This is a genomic window from Pseudomonas sp. Ors-4-3C (assembly GCF_055755035.1).
The window spans coordinates 1,029,760-1,049,591 of record NZ_CM146900.1; the positions used below are offsets into that span (position 1 = coordinate 1,029,760).

Annotated in this window: 15 protein-coding genes; 11 read left to right on the top strand and 4 right to left on the bottom strand. The window is 59.1% G+C overall.

The genetic code is table 11. From position 1 onward, the window contains the following. Positions 1-32: 32 nt before the first annotated feature. Positions 33-821: an MlaA family lipoprotein gene (locus ACVHNU_RS04810; protein WP_003222981.1), complete on the bottom strand. Its 789-nt coding sequence runs from the start codon at positions 819-821 to the stop codon at positions 33-35. Next, positions 814-2,112 (bottom strand): hypothetical protein, encoded by a 1,299-nt coding sequence (locus ACVHNU_RS04815; RefSeq protein ID WP_003222983.1) that lies wholly within the window; start codon positions 2,110-2,112, stop codon positions 814-816. Before ACVHNU_RS04815 ends, ACVHNU_RS04810 begins: the two co-directional genes overlap by 8 nt. Positions 2,113-2,335: 223 nt before the next feature. Here ACVHNU_RS04815 and ACVHNU_RS04820 point away from each other — a divergent pair, with 223 nt between their 5' ends. After that, a complete protein-coding gene (locus ACVHNU_RS04820; RefSeq protein ID WP_003222985.1) occupies positions 2,336-2,704 on the top strand; it encodes a hypothetical protein in 369 nt (122 codons plus the stop codon). 115 nt (positions 2,705-2,819) lie between these two features. On the opposite strand, the gene ACVHNU_RS04825 is transcribed toward ACVHNU_RS04820, so the two are convergent. Continuing rightward, positions 2,820-4,415: a glycoside hydrolase family 17 protein gene (locus ACVHNU_RS04825; protein WP_473019118.1), complete on the bottom strand. Its 1,596-nt coding sequence runs from the start codon at positions 4,413-4,415 to the stop codon at positions 2,820-2,822. 287 nt (positions 4,416-4,702) lie between these two features. Here ACVHNU_RS04825 and ACVHNU_RS04830 point away from each other — a divergent pair, with 287 nt between their 5' ends. From ACVHNU_RS04830 to ACVHNU_RS04840, 3 genes are all read left to right on the top strand, one after another. Beyond that, positions 4,703-5,554, top strand: a complete 852-nt coding sequence (locus tag ACVHNU_RS04830) for a glycine betaine ABC transporter substrate-binding protein (RefSeq protein ID WP_003222989.1) — start codon at positions 4,703-4,705, stop codon at positions 5,552-5,554. Between the two features lie 311 nt (positions 5,555-5,865). Beyond that, on the top strand, positions 5,866-6,177 hold the full coding sequence (locus tag ACVHNU_RS04835; protein WP_003222991.1) for a DUF485 domain-containing protein: 312 nt from the start codon (positions 5,866-5,868) through the stop codon (positions 6,175-6,177). Continuing rightward, on the top strand, positions 6,174-7,832 hold the full coding sequence (locus ACVHNU_RS04840) for a cation acetate symporter (RefSeq protein WP_103486067.1): 1,659 nt from the start codon (positions 6,174-6,176) through the stop codon (positions 7,830-7,832). The genes ACVHNU_RS04835 and ACVHNU_RS04840 overlap by 4 nt, the downstream gene beginning before the upstream one ends. A 1,033-nt stretch (positions 7,833-8,865) precedes the next feature. On the opposite strand, the gene gltA is transcribed toward ACVHNU_RS04840, so the two are convergent. After that, a complete protein-coding gene (gltA, locus tag ACVHNU_RS04845) occupies positions 8,866-10,155 on the bottom strand; it encodes a citrate synthase (RefSeq protein ID WP_003222994.1) in 1,290 nt (429 codons plus the stop codon). Between the two features lie 363 nt (positions 10,156-10,518). On the opposite strand from gltA, the gene sdhC reads away from it, so the two are divergent. The 7 genes from sdhC to lpdA all read left to right on the top strand — a co-directional run bounded on the left by sdhC (position 10,519) and on the right by lpdA (position 19,653). Then, a complete protein-coding gene (gene sdhC, locus ACVHNU_RS04850; RefSeq protein ID WP_016773673.1) occupies positions 10,519-10,893 on the top strand; it encodes a succinate dehydrogenase, cytochrome b556 subunit in 375 nt (124 codons plus the stop codon). Then, positions 10,887-11,255, top strand: coding sequence for a succinate dehydrogenase, hydrophobic membrane anchor protein (gene sdhD, locus ACVHNU_RS04855; RefSeq protein WP_003222999.1), 369 nt, complete (start codon positions 10,887-10,889; stop codon positions 11,253-11,255). The genes sdhC and sdhD overlap by 7 nt, the downstream gene beginning before the upstream one ends. Positions 11,256-11,258: 3 nt before the next feature. Beyond that, a complete protein-coding gene (gene sdhA / locus ACVHNU_RS04860; RefSeq protein ID WP_003223001.1) occupies positions 11,259-13,031 on the top strand; it encodes a succinate dehydrogenase flavoprotein subunit in 1,773 nt (590 codons plus the stop codon). A gap of 11 nt (positions 13,032-13,042) precedes the next feature. Then, positions 13,043-13,747: a succinate dehydrogenase iron-sulfur subunit gene (locus ACVHNU_RS04865; protein WP_003223007.1), complete on the top strand. Its 705-nt coding sequence runs from the start codon at positions 13,043-13,045 to the stop codon at positions 13,745-13,747. Between the two features lie 259 nt (positions 13,748-14,006). Then, entirely contained in the window at positions 14,007-16,838 is a 2,832-nt protein-coding gene (locus ACVHNU_RS04870; protein WP_003223009.1) for a 2-oxoglutarate dehydrogenase E1 component, read from the top strand. A gap of 42 nt (positions 16,839-16,880) precedes the next feature. Beyond that, positions 16,881-18,119 (top strand): 2-oxoglutarate dehydrogenase complex dihydrolipoyllysine-residue succinyltransferase, encoded by a 1,239-nt coding sequence (gene odhB / locus ACVHNU_RS04875; RefSeq protein WP_473019119.1) that lies wholly within the window; start codon positions 16,881-16,883, stop codon positions 18,117-18,119. Positions 18,120-18,216: 97 nt separating this feature from the next. Continuing rightward, complete coding sequence (lpdA, locus tag ACVHNU_RS04880) at positions 18,217-19,653, top strand: dihydrolipoyl dehydrogenase (RefSeq protein ID WP_003223013.1); 1,437 nt, start codon at positions 18,217-18,219, stop codon at positions 19,651-19,653. The last annotated feature ends 179 nt before the right edge of the window (positions 19,654-19,832 follow it).

Here is a 19,832-nt window from a genome sequence, read left to right on the forward strand (position 1 = left end):
CGGGGCCGATGCTTGCCAGCGGTTGGAAGGGTTTACTCGGCAATCTGCAACTTGCGCGACTCGGTGTACACGTAACGGACTTTCTCGTACTCGAACGGCGAGTTCATCTGGCCGTAGCGGAAGTTGGTCTGGTAGCGCTTGTCGACCGCGCGCAGGGCCCAGATTTCCGGGTGGTTTTCGCTGACTTTCGACACGTTCAGGTAGTTGATCGCCGATTCGGCGGTGTAGTCGACGGCCAGGCCGGCGGTGTCGCGGATGTTCGACGGGCCGAGGATCGGCAACACGAAGTAGGCGCCGCCCGGTACGCCGTAGAAGCCCAGGGTCTGACCGAAGTCTTCGCTCTGGCGCGGCAGGCCCATGGCGGTGGCCGGGTCCCACAGACCGGCGACGCCGATGGTGGTGTTGAGCAGCAGCCGCGCCGTGGTTTCCATCGAGCGCTTGCCCTTGAACTGCAGCAGGCTGTTGACCAGGTTCGGCACGTCGCCGAGGTTGTTGAAGAAGTTGCTCACCCCGGTACGCAGGAAGCTTGGCGTCACGTAGCGATAACCGTCGACCACTGGCAGGAACACCCATTGGTCGAAGCGGTAGTTGAAGTGGTAGACGCGGCGGTTCCACGACTCCAGCGGGTCGTAAACGTTGAGCGCGTTAAGCGTCGAGCGTTCGAATTCACGCTGGTCCAGACCCGGGTTGAACTTGAGTTTGGACAGCGGTTCCTTGAAGCCGTCGTTGTCGACCACCACGGGCGCGTTGGCTTTGCTGTTGTCGGCCTGGGCCACGCCTGCACTGAGGAGCGCTGCAATCAGCAGGAGATATTTAGCCACGGAAGAACTCCAGCATGGCGTCGCTGTTGACGCGGTAGTTAAGGTTGCCGCAATGGCCGCCGTAAGGATAAACGGTCAGGCGATCGCCGAAGGTCTTGCGCAGGAAACCGAGGTCGCCGGGGCCGAGGATCACATCGTCGGCGTTATGCATGACGGCGATTTTCGGGCTGTCGTGCAGGTAATCCTTGAGCGCGTACAGGCTGACCTGGTCGATCAGTTGCAACAGGCTGCCGCCGTCGGTGCGCGCACGCCACATCGGGATCACCTGTTCGGTCAGGTAGCAGTCGAAGTCGCATTGCAGCGCACGCTTGAGGAATGGCGTGAGGCTGGTGCCTTCGGTGATCGGGAATTTCGGCGGGGTGATCAGGCCGCGACGGTTGATCAGGTCGGAAGTGAAGGCAATGTCGGCCGCCGAGAAACGGAACGAGGTGCCGATCAGCATCGCCATCTGTTCGTTGGTCAGATGCTGTTTTGACTGCTGGAAGTCGTAGAGCAGGGCGTCGTTGAGGTCGATGTAGCCTTTCTGCTGGAAGTAGCGGGTCAGCTTGTTCAGCACCAGTTCATAGAAGGTGGTGCTGTTGTTGATGCCTTTCACCTCGGTCTGCACCAGCTTGTCGAGGTTGGTGATCGAGGTATAGAGGTTGACCGGCGGGTTGAGCAGCAGGACTTTCTTGAAGTTGAAGCTGCGCCGGGTTTCGTCCAGGTGCGCAACGAACGCGGCATCCAGCGCACCGAGGCTGTAGCCGCTGAGGTAGTACTCGGTGACCGGCAATTTCGGATGTTGCGCGCGCACGGCTTGCATCACCCGGTACATGTCTTCGGCGTCTTCCTTGGTGATGCCCGGGGTGGCGAAGCGTGAGGCGGCGCTGATGAAGTCGAAGCTGGTCGGCGACGACAACTGCACGACGTGGTAGCCGGCCTTGTAATAGAGCTTCTTCAGGTATTCGTTGATCGCGCTGTCATAGCGTGCGCCGGTGCCGGCGATCAGGAAGATCAGCGGCGCCGGTTTGTCCTGCTCGGCGATGCGGTACGTGAGTTTTTTCACGGCCCAGAAATTGTCCGGGAGAATGAATGCCCGTTCCGGGCGCAGGGTAATGCTGTGGTCGGACTGGTTGATCTCGTCGTCCGACGGCAATTCCGGGCGCAGGTCCGGTGGCGTCGTGGCGATTGTCGCCTCGAACGGGTTGGTCAGGGGATAGCCATAACCGGCGGCATCGATATCCACCGCCAGTGCGGACGCACTCAGAATAAGGCCGCAGAAAAGCGCGGCGAAGCGCAAGGAACGGAGCATGACTGGATCCCTTAAAGGAAGGTGCCGAATGAAGTTCGCAGGCTATGACCACCGGGGTTGCGCCAAAGTGCCATGCCTCGGCACCAAACAGGCAGAATTCGGAGTAATAGTAGCTGGACGATACACTTTGCAAGGCGCGGATGACCAGTTAACAGTTGTTAGTACTTGCCAACGGTACAAGTGCGATTAAGCTGGCCGCCGATTTCGTTGATTGGAGAGATTCATGTCCCGCCGCTTGCCCGTGATCCTGTTGCTCGTTCTGTTGCCGCTGTGGCTGGCCGCCAGTTATGGCGCGCGTTATGGCTTTATGGAGGACGGTCGGTGGGTTGGCATCTGCGTCGATGAAGCGAGCCGTTGGGAATGCTCGGTACGTTCGAACCTGGGGCTGATGATCCACTTCAAGGTACTGGGCTGGACCGCGCTGGGTGCGGCGCTGCTGGGTTTTGTGTTGCCGGGGCGGGCAGGGTGGTGGCTGGCGGTGCTGGCGCTGGTGTTCGGGTTGCCGGCGCTGGCGTTGTACAACACGACTTTGGCGGTATTTGCGGTGGTGATTGCCGGGTTGCGGCTGGTCCGGGAATCCCGTAGCGCCTGATAGTCAGCCTTCGCGAGCAAGCCCGCTCCCACATTTGATTGCATTCCAACTGAAGGAACTCGATTAAATGTGGGAGCGGGCTTGCTCGCGAAGGGGCAAGACTGGGCTCTGGGGATCAGCCCTTGCGAACCCGCAGGCAGCGCCAAAGTGCCGCCACCAGCAACCCGCTGACCAACGCCCAGCCCCACGCCTGCTGATTCAACAATCCTTCTTCATACAACTGCGGCGCAATGCCGGCGCCGATGATAAAGGTCAGCAGGGCGATTTCCCGACGTGGCACGCTGACCGGTCGGCACACGTAAACCAGTGCCGGCAAGATGAACGCCATGCTGGCAAAGCTGCGATAACGTGCGTCGAAGACCATCTCCAGCATCATCACCGCCGCCGCGAAACCTGCCAGCGCCACCAGCCAACCGGCACGGCGCTCGAGCCGATTGAAGACGCGTTCACGCCAACCCTGGCGGGCGCTCAGGCTCAGCGCGGCATGGGCCAGCACCAACAGATTCAAGACCGTCAGCAAACCGACCCACAGCCATTCGCTGGCAAACCGCGTGGTTACTCGCGCCAGGTCACCCCAGGCGCCAATCGAGCAGGCGGCCAGCGCACCGAGCAGCGGCAGGATCAACGCCGATCGGGTGGTGCGCACCCGGCCGCCGAGCAGCAGCGTGCCGAGGAAGATCAGCCCGCCGATGCCCAGCCATTCCTTCCAGTACGGCACGTTGGTCACCGGTCCGGCGAGCACACCCTTGTCCTGGCGATCGGCATCGAACAGGCCCCAGTAACCGCCGACCGCACCTTCGCTGCCACGTTTCCATGGCTGGTCGAACGCCTCAATCAGGTTGTAATGCCAGCCTTCCTTCTCGGCCATCGCGACAAAACCGCGAATGAACTTGGCCTCGTTGACCCGGCTCGGCAGGGCGGTCTCGCGCTGGCGACCTTCGCTGGGCCAGCCGGTCTCGCCGATCATCACGTCCTTGGGCGCGAACTTGTTGCCGAACACCTGACGCACATCCGCCACATGTTGCAGGGCGACATCGATGTTCGACGGATCATCTTCCCAGTACGGCAGCAAGTGAATGGTCAGGAAGTCCACCGCTGGCGCGACTTCCGGGTGCTTGAGCCAGAACTCCCAGACATCGGCATAAGTGACTGGTTGCTTGACCTGGCTTTTGACCTTGTTGATCAGTCTGGCCAGTTGCGCGCCGGTGACTTCCTTACGCAGCAAGGCTTCGTTGCCGACGATCACCGCGCTGACCACGTCCGGGTTGGCGTTGGCCGAGGCGATCAACTGGTCGACCTCTTTTTCGGTGTCCACCGGGTTGCTGTTGACCCAGGCACCGATCATCAGCTTCAAACCGTGTTTGCGCGCCAGTTCCGGCAGCGCTTCGAGGCCCGTCATCGAGTAGGTGCGGATGCACTCGAAGCGTGTCGCCAGCAGGGCGAGGTCGGCGTCCATGCGCTCCGGGCGCAGTTTGAACGGTACGTCGAACGGCGACTGATCCTTGTCGAACGGCGTGTAGGAGGCGCATTGCAACTTGTGCGTCGGGGTCGCGGCGTCCGGCAGGATCACCGGTTTGCCGAGGCCGTACCAGAAGCCACCGAGGGCAAACAGGCCGAGCAGGCAGGCGAAGAGGTAAGGAAGAAAGGGAAAGCGGGAAGTCGCGGACATGGTCAGGCCGAGTGGCTGCAAAGCGACGCATGTTACCTGCATTTTTCAGCGGTTGGTGGCCTGCATGATTTGCCCATGCAAAGTTCGGGCGGATTGTCTGGCGCCATTTATTCGGAGGCGATTAATGGCCTTCTGATGTCGTTTCTCGGTGTATTGAGGTCGCTGACAGAGCAGGTCGCTGCGGGCGTCAGGCCGATGATCGAAAGCGTCAGCACTCCACTGGCGTTCAAGCGAGTTTGCGGTCAGGCGTGATGGGGGCGCTGTGCACCATAACAATACGTTGACGATGCCCGGCATCCGTTGGGCGCAGCATTTCGGGGAAGTAAACGATGAAGATGCGACGACTTTTAGGCGCAGGTGCCGCTCTGGTGCTTGCGATGAGTTCCACATTCGCCAGCGCTGAAAAACAGACCCTGAACATCGGTTACGTTGACGGCTGGTCCGACAGCGTCGCGACCACCCATGTGGCGGCCGAGGTGATCAAGCAGAAACTCGGCTACGACGTGAAGTTGCAAGCCGTCGCCACCGGGATCATGTGGCAGGGCGTGGCCACCGGCAAACTCGATGCGATGCTTTCAGCCTGGCTGCCGGTCACCCACGGCGAATACTGGGCGAAGAACAAGGATCTGGTCGTGGATTACGGCCCGAACTTCAAGGATGCGAAAATCGGCCTGATCGTGCCGGAGTACGTCAAAGCGAAATCGATCGAAGACCTCAAGACCGATGACAGCTTCAAGAACCGCATCGTCGGCATCGACGCCGGTTCAGGCGTAATGCTCAAAACCGATCAGGCGATCAAGGATTACGGCCTGGACAAATATACGCTCAAGGCCAGTTCCGGCGCCGGCATGATTGCCGAGCTGACCCGCGCCGAGAAAAAGAACGAATCGATTGCGGTCACCGGTTGGGTGCCGCACTGGATGTTCGCCAAGTGGAAACTGCGCTTCCTCGACGACCCGAAAGGCGTGTACGGCGCGGCTGAAACCGTGAACAGCATCGGCAGCAAAGAGCTGGATGCCAAAGCGCCTGAAGTCGCCAAGTTCCTGAAAAACTTCCAGTGGGCGTCGAAAGACGAGATCGGCGAAGTCATGCTGGCTATCCAGGACGGCGCCAAGCCAGAAGCAGCGGCCAAGGATTGGGTCGCCAAGCACCCGGATCGCGTGGCTGACTGGACCAAATAAAAGTACCAACAACGCCTGACCCCTGTGGGAGCGAGCTTGCTCGCGAAAGCGGTGTAACAGTTGACAGAAATGTTGGCTGACACGACGCCTTCGCGAGCAAGCTCGCTCCCACATTTGTTTCCAGCGACAAGTCCCGTCTTGCAGGGTTTACGGCTCTCTCAACGCCTCTTTCCATTTCTTTCGGCTAATTACCGTCCGAAAATTGGCGAAAACGTCATGTCGTTCTAATACTAAGGTCGTCTGGAACCCGTTCCGCAGCCGCATACAGTGGATACGTTCCAACAATAATCTGTGCTGCGAGGATAAAAACAATGAACGACAGCATTTACCTCTCGATTCAAAACAGCCCGCGCTTCAAGGAGCTGGTGAGAAAAAGGGAACGATTCGCCTGGATTCTCTCGGCAATCATGCTCGGGCTTTACTCCGCATTCATTCTGCTGATCGCGTACGGGCCGCAAGTGCTCGGGGCGAAACTCAGTCCGGGATCTTCGATTACCTGGGGCATTCCGATTGGTGTCGGCCTGATTGTCTCGGCCTTCATCCTGACCGCGATCTACGTACGGCGCGCCAATGGCGAGTTTGACGACCTGAACAATGCGATTCTCAAGGAGGCTCAGCAATGATCCGGCGTCTACTGGCTCTTTTGAGCATCGCAGCGTTCGCTCCGGCCGTCTGGGCCGCTGACGCCTTGACCGGCGAAGTCCACAAACAACCGCTCAACGTTTCCGCCATCGCCATGTTCGTGGTGTTCGTCGGTGCGACCCTGTGCATCACCTACTGGGCCTCCAAACGCAACAAGTCGGCCGCCGACTACTATGCGGCGGGCGGCAAGATCACTGGTTTCCAGAACGGTCTGGCGATTGCCGGTGACTACATGTCGGCGGCGTCCTTCCTGGGGATTTCCGCGCTGGTGTTCACCTCCGGCTACGACGGCCTGATCTACTCGATCGGCTTCCTGGTGGGCTGGCCGATCATTCTGTTCCTGATCGCCGAGCGTCTGCGTAACCTGGGTAAATACACCTTTGCCGATGTGGCGTCCTACCGCCTCGGGCAAACCCAGATCCGCACCCTGTCCGCCTGCGGTTCGCTGGTGGTGGTAGCGTTCTACCTGATCGCGCAAATGGTCGGTGCCGGCAAGCTGATCCAGCTGCTATTCGGTCTCGACTACTACGTCGCGGTGATTCTGGTCGGTATCCTGATGTGCATGTACGTGCTGTTCGGCGGCATGCTGGCGACCACCTGGGTGCAGATCATCAAGGCTGTGCTGTTGCTGTCCGGTGCCTCGTTCATGGCGCTGATGGTGATGAAACACGTCAACTTCGACTTCAATACGCTGTTCTCCGAGGCAATCAAGGTTCACCCGAAAGGTGAAGCGATCATGAGCCCGGGCGGTCTGGTGAAAGATCCGATTTCGGCGTTCTCCCTGGGCCTGGCCCTGATGTTCGGTACCGCTGGTCTGCCGCACATCCTGATGCGCTTCTTCACCGTGAGTGACGCCAAGGAAGCTCGCAAGAGCGTGCTGTACGCCACCGGTTTCATTGGCTACTTCTACATCCTGACCTTCATCATCGGCTTCGGTGCGATTCTGCTGGTCAGCACCAATCCTGACTTCAAGGACGCGGCGGGCGCTCTGCTCGGCGGCAACAACATGGCGGCGGTGCACCTGGCTGACGCAGTGGGCGGCAGCATCTTCCTTGGCTTCATCTCGGCGGTGGCGTTCGCGACCATTCTGGCGGTAGTGGCGGGTCTGACTCTGGCCGGTGCTTCGGCGGTGTCGCACGACCTGTATGCCAGCGTGATCAAGAAGGGCAAGGCCAACGACAAGGATGAGATTCGCGTGTCGAAGATCACCACCATCGCACTGGGTGTGCTGGCGATTGGTCTGGGCATCCTGTTCGAAAGCCAGAACATTGCGTTCATGGTTGGCCTAGCGTTCTCCATCGCGGCGAGCTGCAACTTCCCGGTGCTGTTGCTTTCAATGTACTGGAAGAAGCTGACCACCCGCGGCGCGATGATCGGCGGCTGGCTGGGGCTGGTGAGTGCGGTGGGGCTGATGATCCTTGGCCCGACCATCTGGGTGCAGATTCTGCATCACGAGAAGGCGATCTTCCCGTACGAGTATCCGGCGCTGTTCTCGATGGTGATCGCGTTCATCGGGATCTGGTTCTTCTCGATCACCGACAAGTCGGCTGCGGCCGAGAACGAGCGGGCGCTGTTCTTCCCGCAGTTTGTGCGTTCGCAGACGGGGTTGGGGGCGAGTGGGGCGGTTTCGCACTAAGCGCTGATTACGTGGTTTGAGTGAAGTGCCCCGGTTGAGAGATCGGGGTGTTTTTTTGTGGGCGGTTATCGGGCTGGAATTGGGTACATATCCTTTGCTGCGGTAACGGCTGCTTAGGGTTCCGCCCTTACGGCGGGTCACTTTTTCCAGACGCCGAAAAAGTAACCAAAAAGGCTTTACCCTGACGTTCGGCCCTCGCCTGGGCTCGGGTTCCTTCGCTCCGGGATTCATCCGGGGGGCAGCGCCTACGGTTTGCTTCGCTGCACCTCCTCTCGCTGTGTTTGGCTGCGCCAAACGGTCGCTGCGCTCCCACCCCCGGATAAATCCCTCCACTCAGCCTGCCGACGGGCCCTCAGATCAAAAGCTTTACTCGAGCTAACGCTCATTGTGTTGAGTGGGGCGGCTTCGCCGCATGGGGTGCACGCTCTCTAAATTGTAGGAGCTAGCCTGCTGGCGATGGCGGCCTGACAGCCGACCAATCTCTTACTGATATACCCGGCCCTACTGTGGGAGCGGGCTTGCTCGCGAAGGCGGCCTGTCAGCCGACCAATCTCCAACTGAATACACCCAATCCCATGTAGGAACTGCCGAAGGCTGTGATCTTTTGATCTGCTTTGGCTTTGGCTTTTGATGTGGCTTTTGATCTTCTGCCCCTTCGGCAGGCCGAGCGAAGGTGTCCATCAGGGGGTTAGGCGCGCAGCGCCATGCGGCGGAGCCGCATCCATCGAGAGGAGGTGCAGCGAAGCAAACCGTAGGCGATGCCCCCTGATGGACACCGTAGCGAGGGAACACTGAGCCTAAGCGAAGTGCCGTACGCCGGGGCAAAGCCTTTTGGGTTACCTTTTCGGCGTTTGGAAAAGGTGACTCGCTGTAAGAGCGAAACCATAGGAGGCCGTTACCGCAGCAACGGATATACACCCAAAACCCCAAAACCCAGTCGGCCCCCAGGCCGCTGCGACCAAACAAACAAAAACGGCCTCTATATAAGAGGCCGTTCCCGATACAACTTCAAGACGTTATCGCAAGACAGGTCTTATTTACGGTCTTCCAGCTTGGTGATATCACGCGACTCGTAGCCAGTATACAACTGGCGCGGACGGCCAATCTTGTACGGGCTGGAGAGCATTTCTTTCCAGTGCGAAATCCAGCCCACGGTACGGGCCAGAGCGAAGATCACGGTAAACATGCTGGTTGGAATGCCGATCGCCTTGAGGATGATCCCCGAGTAGAAGTCGACGTTCGGGTACAGCGAGCGCTCGATGAAGTACGGGTCGGTCAGCGCGATCTCTTCCAGGCGCATGGCCAGTTCGAGTTGCGGATCGTTGTTGATGCCCAGTTCTTTCAGCACTTCGTCGCAGGTCTGCTTCATCACAGTCGCGCGAGGGTCGCGGTTCTTGTAAACCCGGTGACCGAAGCCCATCAGCTTGAACGGATCGTTCTTGTCCTTGGCCTTGGCGATGAACTTGTCGATGTTGGACACATCGCCAATCTCGTCAAGCATGGTCAATACGGCTTCGTTCGCACCGCCGTGGGCAGGGCCCCACAGTGCGGCGATACCGGCGGCGATACAGGCGAACGGGTTGGCACCCGAGGAGCCTGCCAGACGCACGGTGGAGGTCGATGCGTTCTGCTCGTGGTCGGCATGGAGGATGAAGATCCGGTCCATGGCCTTGGCGAGTACCGGGCTGATCGGTTTGATCTCGCACGGGGTGTTGAACATCATGTGCAGGAAGTTTTCCGCGTACGTCAGGTCGTTGCGCGGGTACATCATGGGTTGGCCCATGGAGTACTTGTAAACCATCGCTGCCAGGGTCGGCATCTTGGCAACCAGACGGATCGCGGAGATTTCGCGATGCTGCGGGTTATTGATGTCCAGGGAGTCGTGGTAGAAGGCCGAGAGGGCGCCGACTACGCCGCACATGACGGCCATCGGGTGGGCGTCGCGACGGAAGCCGTTGAAGAAGGTTTTCAGCTGCTCGTGAACCATGGTGTGGTTTTTCACGGTGCTGACGAACTGGGCCTTCTGTTCTGCGGTCGGCAGTTCGCCGTTGAGCAGCAGGTAGCAGGTTTCCAGGTAGTCCGACTTTTCAGCCAGCTGTTCGATCGGGTAGCCGCGGTGCAACAGAATGCCGTTGTCGCCGTCGATATAGGTGATCTTCGATTCGCACGAAGCGGTCGACATGAAACCCGGGTCGAAAGTGAAGCGGCCCGTGGCCGTCAGGCCCCGAACATCGATTACATCGGGACCAACGGTGCCGGTTAAAATGGGCAGCTCGACGGGGGCTGCGCCCTCGATGATCAACTGCGCTTTTTTGTCAGCCATGTGGCCTCCTATTTATGCTTGAACCATCAGACAGACCCCCCACGCAGGGCCCGCACCACTATAGTGAGATAAATTCGAATGTCAATTTGCCTAAAGTCTTGCTCCAGAAGGCTTTAAGCGCACTTTTTCCTCGAAATTGACTGCCATTTACGCCTTTTATGCGACTTGTGCAATCAGCTATTGGGGGTAGGTGATTGCGTTGTCATTAGTAGCCTAACTGTCTATACTCGGCCACCGACCGCCAAGGGCTTTTGGGCTTGCTTTCATTGGGGGTCGCATCCCTGGGTGGTGGTTACCTGACCAGTGCACTCCCCAACAACTTTGCCCTGATTGTTAGGGGCTCTTCAGTGTGAAAAAAAAGCCGTGAAAAGCCAACGACCTGTAAACCTAGACCTAAGGACCATCAAACTCCCAGTCACTGCTTACACGTCCATTCTTCACCGTATCTCCGGTGTCATCCTCTTTGTGTGCCTTGCCATCATGCTTTATGCATTGGACAAGTCGCTGAGCTCCGAGGAAGGCTTCGGTCAGGTGAAAGCGTGTCTGACCAGTCCGCTAGCCAAGCTAGTGATTTGGGGCATCCTGTCCGCTCTGCTGTATCACCTGGTTGCCGGTGTGCGCCACTTGATCATGGACATGGGCATCGGTGAGACGCTGGAAGGCGGCAAGCTGGGCTCGAAAATCGTTATCGCCGTTTCCGTGGTGGTAATCGTTCTGGCAGGAGTCTGGATATGGTAACTAACGTCACGAACCTATCGCGTTCGGGCCTCTATGACTGGATGGCGCAACGTGTGTCGGCGGTCGTTCTCGCGGCTTACTTCATCTTTCTGATCGGATACGTCGTGGCCCACCCAGGCCTCGAGTACGCCCAGTGGCATGAACTGTTCGCTCACAACGGGATGCGTATTTTCAGCCTCCTGGCCCTTGTTGCTCTCGGCGCTCACGCCTGGGTCGGCATGTGGACCATCGCGACTGACTACCTGACGCCAATGGCGTTCGGCAAGTCCGCGACGGCTATACGTTTCCTTTTCCAGGCAGTATGCGGCGTTGCAATGTTCGCTTACTTCGTCTGGGGTGTGCAGATTCTCTGGGGTATCTGAGTCATGGCTAACATTCCAACGATTTCTTTCGACGCCATCATTATTGGTGGTGGCGGTGCCGGCATGCGCGCTGCGCTGCAGCTGGCGCAGGGCGGTCACAAGACTGCGGTGATCACCAAGGTTTTCCCGACCCGTTCGCACACTGTATCCGCCCAGGGCGGCATCACCTGCGCGATCGCGTCCGCTGACCCGAACGATGACTGGCGCTGGCACATGTACGATACCGTCAAGGGTTCCGACTACATCGGTGACCAGGACGCTATCGAATACATGTGTCAGGAAGGCCCGGCTGCCGTTTTCGAGCTGGACCACATGGGTCTGCCGTTCTCGCGTACCGAACAAGGCCGTATCTACCAGCGTCCGTTCGGTGGTCAGTCCAAGGACTACGGTAAAGGCGGCCAGGCTGCCCGTACCTGCGCAGCGTCCGACCGTACCGGTCACGCACTGCTGCACACCCTTTATCAGGGCAACCTGAAAGCCGGTACCACGTTCCTGAACGAGTACTACGCGGTCGACCTGGTGAAAAACCAGGAAGGCGAGTTTGTCGGTGTGATCGCTATCTGCATCGAAACCGGCGAAACTTCGTACATCCGCGCCAAGGCCACCGTACTGGCAACTGGCGGTGCTGGCCGTATCTACGCCTCCACCACCAACGCCCTGATCAACACCGGTGACGGCGTTGGCATGGCGCTGCGTGCTGGCGTGCCGGTACAAGACATCGAAATGTGGCAGTTCCACCCGACCGGCATCGCCGGCGCCGGTGTACTGGTGACCGAAGGTTGCCGTGGTGAAGGTGGTTACTTGATCAACAAGCACGGCGAGCGTTTCATGGAGCGTTATGCTCCGAACGCGAAAGACCTGGCTGGTCGTGACGTGGTTGCCCGCTCGATGGTTAAAGAAATCATCGCCGGCAACGGTTGCGGTCCGAATGGCGACCACGTAATGCTCAAACTCGACCACCTGGGCGAGGAAGTGCTGCACAGCCGTCTGCCAGGCATCTGCGAACTGTCGAAGACTTTCGCACACGTTGACCCGGTGGTTGCTCCGGTTCCGGTTGTTCCGACCTGCCACTACATGATGGGCGGCGTTGCCACCAACATTCATGGTCAGGCGATCACCCAGAACGCCGAAGGCGTGGATCAGATCATTCCTGGTCTGTTCGCGGTAGGTGAAGTGGCTTGCGTATCGGTGCACGGTGCCAACCGTCTGGGTGGCAACTCGCTGCTCGACCTGGTGGTATTCGGCCGCGCTGCCGGCCTGCACCTGGAGAAGGCGCTGACCGACGGCATCGAATACGACGACGCTACCGAGTCCGACATCGAAGCAGCCCTGTCGCGTCTGAACGCGCTGAACGGCCGTACCGATGGCGAAGACGTGGCCACCCTGCGTCGCGAGCTGCAAAGCTGCATGCAGAACTACTTCGGTGTGTTCCGTACCGGCGAATACATGCAGAAAGGTATCGCTCAACTGGCCGATCTGCGCAAGCGCATCGCCAACGTGAAGATCAACGATAAGTCGCAGGCGTTCAACACTGCACGTATCGAAGCGCTCGAGCTGCAAAACCTGCTGGAAGTGGCTGAAGCTACCGCCATCGCGGCCGAAGTACGTAAAGAGTCCCGCGGCGCTCACGCCCGTGAAGACTTCGAAGACCGTGACGACGAAAACTGGCTGTGCCACACCCTGTACTTCCCGGGTGAGAAACGCGTCGCCAAGCGTGCCGTTAACTTCTCGCCGAAGACTGTTCCGACTTTCGAACCTAAAGTCCGGACTTATTAAGGGTGATCGCCATGTTGCAAGTCAGTGTTTATCGCTACAACCCTGATCAGGACGCTGCGCCGTTCATGCAGGAATTCCAGGTCGATACCGGTGGTAAAGACCTGATGGTGCTGGACGTGCTGGCCCTGATCAAAGAGCAGGACGAGGGTTTCTCCTATCGTCGCTCTTGCCGTGAAGGCGTCTGCGGCTCCGACGGCATGAACATCAACGGCAAGAACGGTCTGGCGTGCATCACGCCGCTGTCCGCTGTCGTAAAAGGCAACAAGTTGATCGTTCGTCCGCTGCCAGGTTTGCCGGTTATCCGTGACCTGGTCGTCGATATGAGCATCTTCTACAAGCAATACGAGAAGGTTAAGCCTTACCTGCAGAACGACACGCCGGCTCCGGCCATCGAGCGTCTGCAGTCCCCTGAAGAGCGTGAAAAGCTCGACGGTCTGTACGAGTGCATCCTGTGCGCCTGCTGCTCGACCTCGTGCCCGTCCTTCTGGTGGAACCCGGACAAGTTCCTGGGTCCAGCTGCCCTGCTGCAAGCGTACCGCTTCCTGGCAGACAGCCGTGACACCAAGACGTCCGAGCGTCTGGCTTCGCTTGATGACCCGTTCAGCGTTTTCCGCTGCCGGGGCATCATGAACTGCGTCAACGTATGTCCGAAAGGCCTGAACCCGACTAAGGCCATCGGTCACATCCGTAACATGCTGCTTTCGAGCGGCGTGTGATTCAGCTGCTGTAACCGTAGAACCGCTGTAACGAAGAGGCTGTGGCGCGGGCTTCAACCCGCGTCATGGCTATAACCAGAGCAGTAGCCACAAGCTGCAGCTCTTATTTTGAAGAAATGAGACAAGCAGGGGCATCCGGGCTGGTACCCGGACTATCAGCGTGATCCTAAGTGGCTTGTTTTGGTCGCTGCATTCGGACTTCTGCAAGTTTGCTCGGTATTGACGCCGATGGTGTTCCCCTAACCGAGGGTGACCAAGCATGCAAGAAAGCGTGATGCAGCGCATGTGGAACAGCGCCTACCTTTCAGGTGGAAACGCTGCCTATGTGGAAGAGCTTTATGAGCTCTACCTGCACGACCCTAACGCTGTGCCAGAAGAGTGGCGCACCTACTTTCAGAAGCTGCCTGCCGACGGCAGCTCTGCCACTGATGTTTCGCACTCCACAATTCGCGATCATTTCGTGCTGCTGGCAAAGAACCAGCGCCGCGCCCAACCGGTTTCCGCCGGTAGCGTGAGCAGTGAGCACGAGAAGAAGCAAGTTGAAGTGCTGCGATTGATCCAGGCCTACCGTATGCGTGGCCACCAGGCAGCCCAGCTGGACCCGCTGGGGCTGTGGCAGCGTCCTGCACCTGCAGACCTGTCGATCAATCATTACGGCTTGACCAATGCCGATCTTGATACGACCTTCCGTGCCGGCGACCTGTTCATCGGCAAAGAGGAAGCGAGCCTACGCGAAATTCACGAAGCGTTGCAGCAGACATATTGCCGCACCATCGGCGCTGAATTTACGCACATCACCGATTCCGAGCAGCGCCACTGGTTCCAGCAGCGTCTGGAAAGCGTGCGTGGTCGTCCGACGTACTCCGCCGACATCAAGAGCCATCTGCTCGAGCGCGTCACTGCCGGTGAAGGCCTGGAAAAATACCTGGGCACCAAATACCCGGGCACCAAGCGTTTCGGTCTGGAAGGCGGCGAAAGCCTGATTCCGATGCTCGACGAACTGATCCAGCGTTCCGGTTCCTACGGCACCAAGGAAGTCGTCATCGGCATGGCCCACCGTGGCCGTCTGAACGTGCTGGTCAACACCTTCGGCAAGAACCCGCGCGAGCTGTTCGACGAGTTCGAAGGCAAGAAGAAGGTCGAGCTGGGTTCCGGTGACGTCAAATACCACCAGGGCTTCTCGTCCAACGTGATGACCGCCGGCGGTGAAGTTCACCTGGCCATGGCGTTCAATCCGTCCCACCTGGAAATCGTTTCCCCGGTGGTAGAAGGTTCGGTTCGCGCCCGTCAGGATCGTCGTAACGACCCGACCGGTGAGAAGGTTCTGCCGATCTCCATCCACGGTGACGCTGCATTCGCAGGTCAGGGCGTGGTCATGGAAACCTTCCAGATGTCGCAGACCCGCGGTTTCAAGACCGGCGGTACCGTGCACATCGTGATCAACAACCAGGTCGGTTTCACCATCAGCAACCCGCTGGACTCGCGCTCCACCGAGTACGCCACCGACGTTGCGAAGATGATTCAGGCGCCGATCCTCCATGTGAATGGCGATGATCCGGAAGCCGTGCTGTTCGTGACCCAGTTGGCCATCGACTACCGCATGCAGTTCAAGCGTGACGTGGTGATCGACCTGGTCTGCTACCGTCGTCGCGGCCACAACGAGGCCGACGAGCCAAGCGGTACCCAGCCGCTGATGTATCAGCAGATCACCAAGCAGCGCACCACCCGTGAGCTGTACGCTGATCGTCTGACCCAGGCCGGCGTACTCGACGCAGAGCGTGTTCAGGCGAAAGTCGACGAATACCGCAACGCGCTGGACAACGGTCTGCACGTCGTGAAGTCGCTGGTCAAAGAGCCGAACAAAGAGCTGTTCGTGGACTGGCGTCCGTATCTGGGCCACGCCTGGACTGCGCGTCACGACACGCGTTTCGATCTGAAGACCCTGCAGGAACTGTCCGCCAAGCTGCTGGAAATTCCGGAAGGCTTCGTGGTTCAGCGTCAGGTTGCGAAGATCTACGAAGACCGTCAGAAAATGCAAGCCGGCGGCCTGCCGATCAACTGGGGTTACGCCGAAACCATGGCGTACGCGACCCTGGCGTTCGAAGGTCACCCGATCCGCATGACCGGTCAGGACATCGGCCGCGGTACGTTCTCGCACCGTCACGCTGTGCTGCACAACCAGAAAGATGCTGGCACCTACATTCCGCTGAAACACCTGTACGAAGGTCAGCCACGCTTTGACCTGTACGACTCGTTCCTGTCGGAAGAAGCGGTACTGGCCTTCGAATACGGCTACTCGACCACCACGCCAAACGCGCTGGTGATCTGGGAAGCCCAGTTCGGCGACTTCGCCAACGGTGCACAGGTTGTTATCGACCAGTTCATCACCAGCGGCGAACACAAGTGGGGCCGTCTCTGCGGTCTGACCATGCTGTTGCCGCACGGCTACGAAGGTCAGGGTCCTGAGCACAGCTCGGCTCGTCTTGAGCGTTACCTGCAGTTGTGCGCCGAGCACAACATTCAGGTGTGCATGCCGACCACTCCGGCCCAGATCTACCACTTGCTGCGTCGTCAGGTGATTCGCCCACTGCGCAAACCTCTGGTAGTGCTGACGCCGAAGTCGCTGCTGCGCCACAAACTGGCCGTCTCGACCCTGGAAGATCTGGCCGAAGGTTCGTTCCAGACCGTGATCCCGGAAATCGATGCCCTGGACCCGAAAAAGGTCGAGCGCGTTGTTCTGTGTAGCGGCAAGGTCTACTACGACCTGCTGGAAAAACGCCGTGCCGAAGGCCGTGACGATATCGCCATCGTGCGTATCGAGCAGCTGTATCCATTCCCTGAGGACGACTTGAAAGAAGTCCTGGCGCCTTATACCAACGTCAAGCATGCCGTTTGGTGTCAGGAAGAGCCGATGAACCAGGGTGCCTGGTACTGCAGCCAGCATCACCTGCGTCGCAGCATCGGTAACCTCAACAAGTCTCTCGTACTCGAGTACGCGGGCCGTGAGGCTTCTGCTGCCCCAGCATGTGGTTACGCATCGATGCACGCCGAGCAGCAGGAAAAACTGCTGCAAGACGCGTTTACCGTTTAACGCCTTCGCGCACCTGAAACCGAATTTAAGGAACCACAGATAATGGCTATCGAGATCAAAGCCCCCACTTTCCCGGAATCGGTTGCCGATGGCACCGTTGCCACCTGGCACAAAAAACCGGGCGACGCCGTCAAGCGTGACGACCTGATCGTCGACATCGAAACCGACAAAGTCGTACTGGAAGTGCTGGCTACCGCCGACGGCGTGCTGGGCGCAATCGTCAAGAACGAAGGCGACACCGTTCTGTCCGACGAAGTTCTGGGCTCCATCGAAGCGGGCGGCGCTGCTGCCGCTGCTCCAGCCGCCGCTGCTCCAGCCGCCGCTGCTGCTCCGGCCGCTGCTGCTGCCGCACCGGCTGCTGCCGAAGGCGAAGACGATCCTGTTGCTGCTCCTGCTGCGCGCAAGCTGGCTGAAGAGAATGGCATCAACATCGCTTCCGTTGCCGGCACCGGCAAGGGTGGTCGTGTAACCAAGGAAGATGTGGTCGCTGCTGTTGCCGCGAAGAAAGCCGCTCCAGCTGCCGCACCTGCCAAGGCTGCTGCTCCGGCTGCCGCTGCTCCGGTATTCGCTGCCGGTGATCGCGTTGAAAAACGCGTGCCGATGACCCGTCTGCGTGCCAAGGTTGCCGAGCGTCTGGTTGAAGCCCAGTCGAACATGGCGATGCTGACCACGTTCAACGAAGTCGACATGACCGAAGTCATGGCCCTGCGTTCGAAGTACAAGGACCTGTTCGAGAAGTCCCACAACGGCGTACGCCTGGGCTTCATGTCGTTCTTCGTCAAGGCTGCCACCGAAGCGCTGAAACGCTTCCCGGCGGTCAACGCCTCGATCGACGGCGCGGACATCGTTTACCACGGCTACGCCGACATCGGTGTTGCCGTTTCCAGCGACCGTGGTCTGGTCGTACCGGTTCTGCGTAACGCCGAGCTGATGAGCCTGGCTGAAATCGAAGGCGGCATCGCCACTTTCGGCAAGAAAGCCCGTGACGGCAAATTGTCGATGGAAGAGATGACTGGCGGTACCTTCACCATCACCAACGGTGGTACCTTCGGTTCGATGATGTCGACTCCGATCGTCAACCCGCCGCAGGCAGCGATTCTGGGCATGCACAACATCATCCAGCGTCCTATGGCCATCAACGGTCAGGTCGTGATCCGTCCGATGATGTACCTGGCACTGTCCTACGATCACCGTCTGATCGATGGCAAAGAAGCTGTAACCTTCCTGGTGACCATCAAGAACCTGCTGGAAGACCCGGCTCGTCTGTTGCTGGATATCTGATAGAAGCAGCCATGCGCTGCGGGTAGCGTACCGTCGGAAACGGCGGTGCGGCCCGCAGCGCGCGGCTTGAAGCTTTTCGCTCAAGAGGATTTTTTGAATGTCGCAGAAATTTGACGTAGTAGTGATCGGTGCCGGCCCTGGCGGCTATGTTGCTGCCATCAAGGCCGCGCAGCTGGGTCTCACCACTGCCTGCATCGAGAAGTACACCGACGCTGAAGGCAAGCAGGCCCTCGGCGGTACTTGCCTGAACGTCGGCTGCATTCCGTCCAAGGCGCTGCTGGACAGCTCCTGGAAGTACAAGGAAGCCAAAGAGAGCTTCAACGTTCACGGTATCTCGACCGGCGAAGTCAAAATGGACGTCGCTGCGATGGTTGGCCGCAAGGCTGGCATCGTCAAGAACCTGACCGGCGGCGTTGCCACCCTGTTCAAGGCCAACGGCGTTACTTCGATTCAGGGCCACGGCAAGCTGCTGGCTGGCAAGAAAGTCGAAGTCACCAAGCCGGACGGCTCGGTTGAAGTCATCGAAGCCGAAAACGTCATCCTGGCGCCAGGTTCGCGTCCGATCGACATTCCACCGGCTCCGGTCGATCAGAAAGTCATCGTCGATTCGACTGGCGCTCTGGAATTCCAATCCGTACCTAAACGTCTGGGCGTGATCGGCGCTGGCGTGATCGGTCTGGAGCTGGGCTCGGTCTGGTCGCGTCTGGGTGCAGAAGTGACTGTCCTGGAAGCTCTGGACACGTTCCTGATGGCAGCGGACACCGCCGTTTCCAAGGAAGCGCTGAAAACCCTGACCAAGCAGGGTCTGGACATCAAGCTGGGCGCTCGCGTCACCGGTTCCAAAGTCAACGGCGACGAAGTCGTTGTTAACTACACCGATGCCAACGGCGAACAGACCATCACTTTCGACAAGCTGATCGTAGCCGTTGGTCGCCGTCCGGTGACCACTGATCTGCTGGCTGCCGACAGCGGCGTGACCCTGGACGAGCGCGGTTTCGTGCACGTTGACGATCACTGTGCTACCACCGTACCGGGCGTTTACGCTATCGGTGACGTGGTTCGCGGCATGATGCTGGCTCACAAAGCCTCGGAAGAGGGCATCATGGTTGTCGAGCGCATCAAGGGCCACAAAGCCCAGATGAACTATGACCTGATCCCTTCGGTTATTTATACTCACCCGGAAATCGCGTGGGTTGGCAAAACCGAGCAGGCCTTGAAAGCCGAAGGCGTTGAAGTTAACGTCGGCACCTTCCCGTTCGCCGCTTCCGGCCGTGCCATGGCCGCCAACGATACCGGTGGTTTCGTCAAGGTCATCGCTGATGCCAAGACTGACCGCGTATTGGGCGTGCACGTGATTGGCCCAAGCGCTGCAGAACTGGTTCAGCAGGGCGCGATCGGTATGGAATTCGGCACCAGCGCTGAAGACCTGGGCATGATGGTTTTCTCCCATCCGACCCTGTCTGAAGCCTTGCACGAAGCTGCTCTGGCTGTGAATGGCGGCGCCATCCACATCGCCAACCGCAAGAAGCGTTAAGACAATAAGAAACCACGGCGGTAACGGCCCGTCGTGAGCCTTGCGAGCAAGTCTCACCGCGGAATGTCCGCTGGACGCAGTCTTGCGTAGCTGCACCGGGTATCCGGAAAGGCTACGCAAGCAGCAGTCACAGGTGGCGCGGCACTCATCAAGAGCGCAGCGCCGAATGCGCAGTACCT

Excerpts from the sequence above, each read along its gene's own strand:
- sdhD (WP_003222999.1), top strand. The coding sequence starts at position 10,887 with ATGGTAACTAACGTCACGAACCTATCGCGTTCGGGCCTCTATGACTGG.
- ACVHNU_RS04815 (WP_003222983.1), bottom strand. The coding sequence starts at position 2,112 with ATGCTCCGTTCCTTGCGCTTCGCCGCGCTTTTCTGCGGCCTTATTCTG.
- ACVHNU_RS04825 (WP_473019118.1), bottom strand. The coding sequence starts at position 4,415 with ATGCAGGTAACATGCGTCGCTTTGCAGCCACTCGGCCTGACCATGTCC.
- ACVHNU_RS04820 (WP_003222985.1), top strand. The coding sequence starts at position 2,336 with ATGTCCCGCCGCTTGCCCGTGATCCTGTTGCTCGTTCTGTTGCCGCTG.
- ACVHNU_RS04835 (WP_003222991.1), top strand. The coding sequence starts at position 5,866 with ATGAACGACAGCATTTACCTCTCGATTCAAAACAGCCCGCGCTTCAAG.
- odhB (WP_473019119.1), top strand. The coding sequence starts at position 16,881 with ATGGCTATCGAGATCAAAGCCCCCACTTTCCCGGAATCGGTTGCCGAT.
- ACVHNU_RS04870 (WP_003223009.1), top strand. The coding sequence starts at position 14,007 with ATGCAAGAAAGCGTGATGCAGCGCATGTGGAACAGCGCCTACCTTTCA.
- ACVHNU_RS04830 (WP_003222989.1), top strand. The coding sequence starts at position 4,703 with ATGAAGATGCGACGACTTTTAGGCGCAGGTGCCGCTCTGGTGCTTGCG.
- lpdA (WP_003223013.1), top strand. The coding sequence starts at position 18,217 with ATGTCGCAGAAATTTGACGTAGTAGTGATCGGTGCCGGCCCTGGCGGC.
- ACVHNU_RS04840 (WP_103486067.1), top strand. The coding sequence starts at position 6,174 with ATGATCCGGCGTCTACTGGCTCTTTTGAGCATCGCAGCGTTCGCTCCG.
- ACVHNU_RS04865 (WP_003223007.1), top strand. The coding sequence starts at position 13,043 with ATGTTGCAAGTCAGTGTTTATCGCTACAACCCTGATCAGGACGCTGCG.
- sdhA (WP_003223001.1), top strand. The coding sequence starts at position 11,259 with ATGGCTAACATTCCAACGATTTCTTTCGACGCCATCATTATTGGTGGT.
- gltA (WP_003222994.1), bottom strand. The coding sequence starts at position 10,155 with ATGGCTGACAAAAAAGCGCAGTTGATCATCGAGGGCGCAGCCCCCGTC.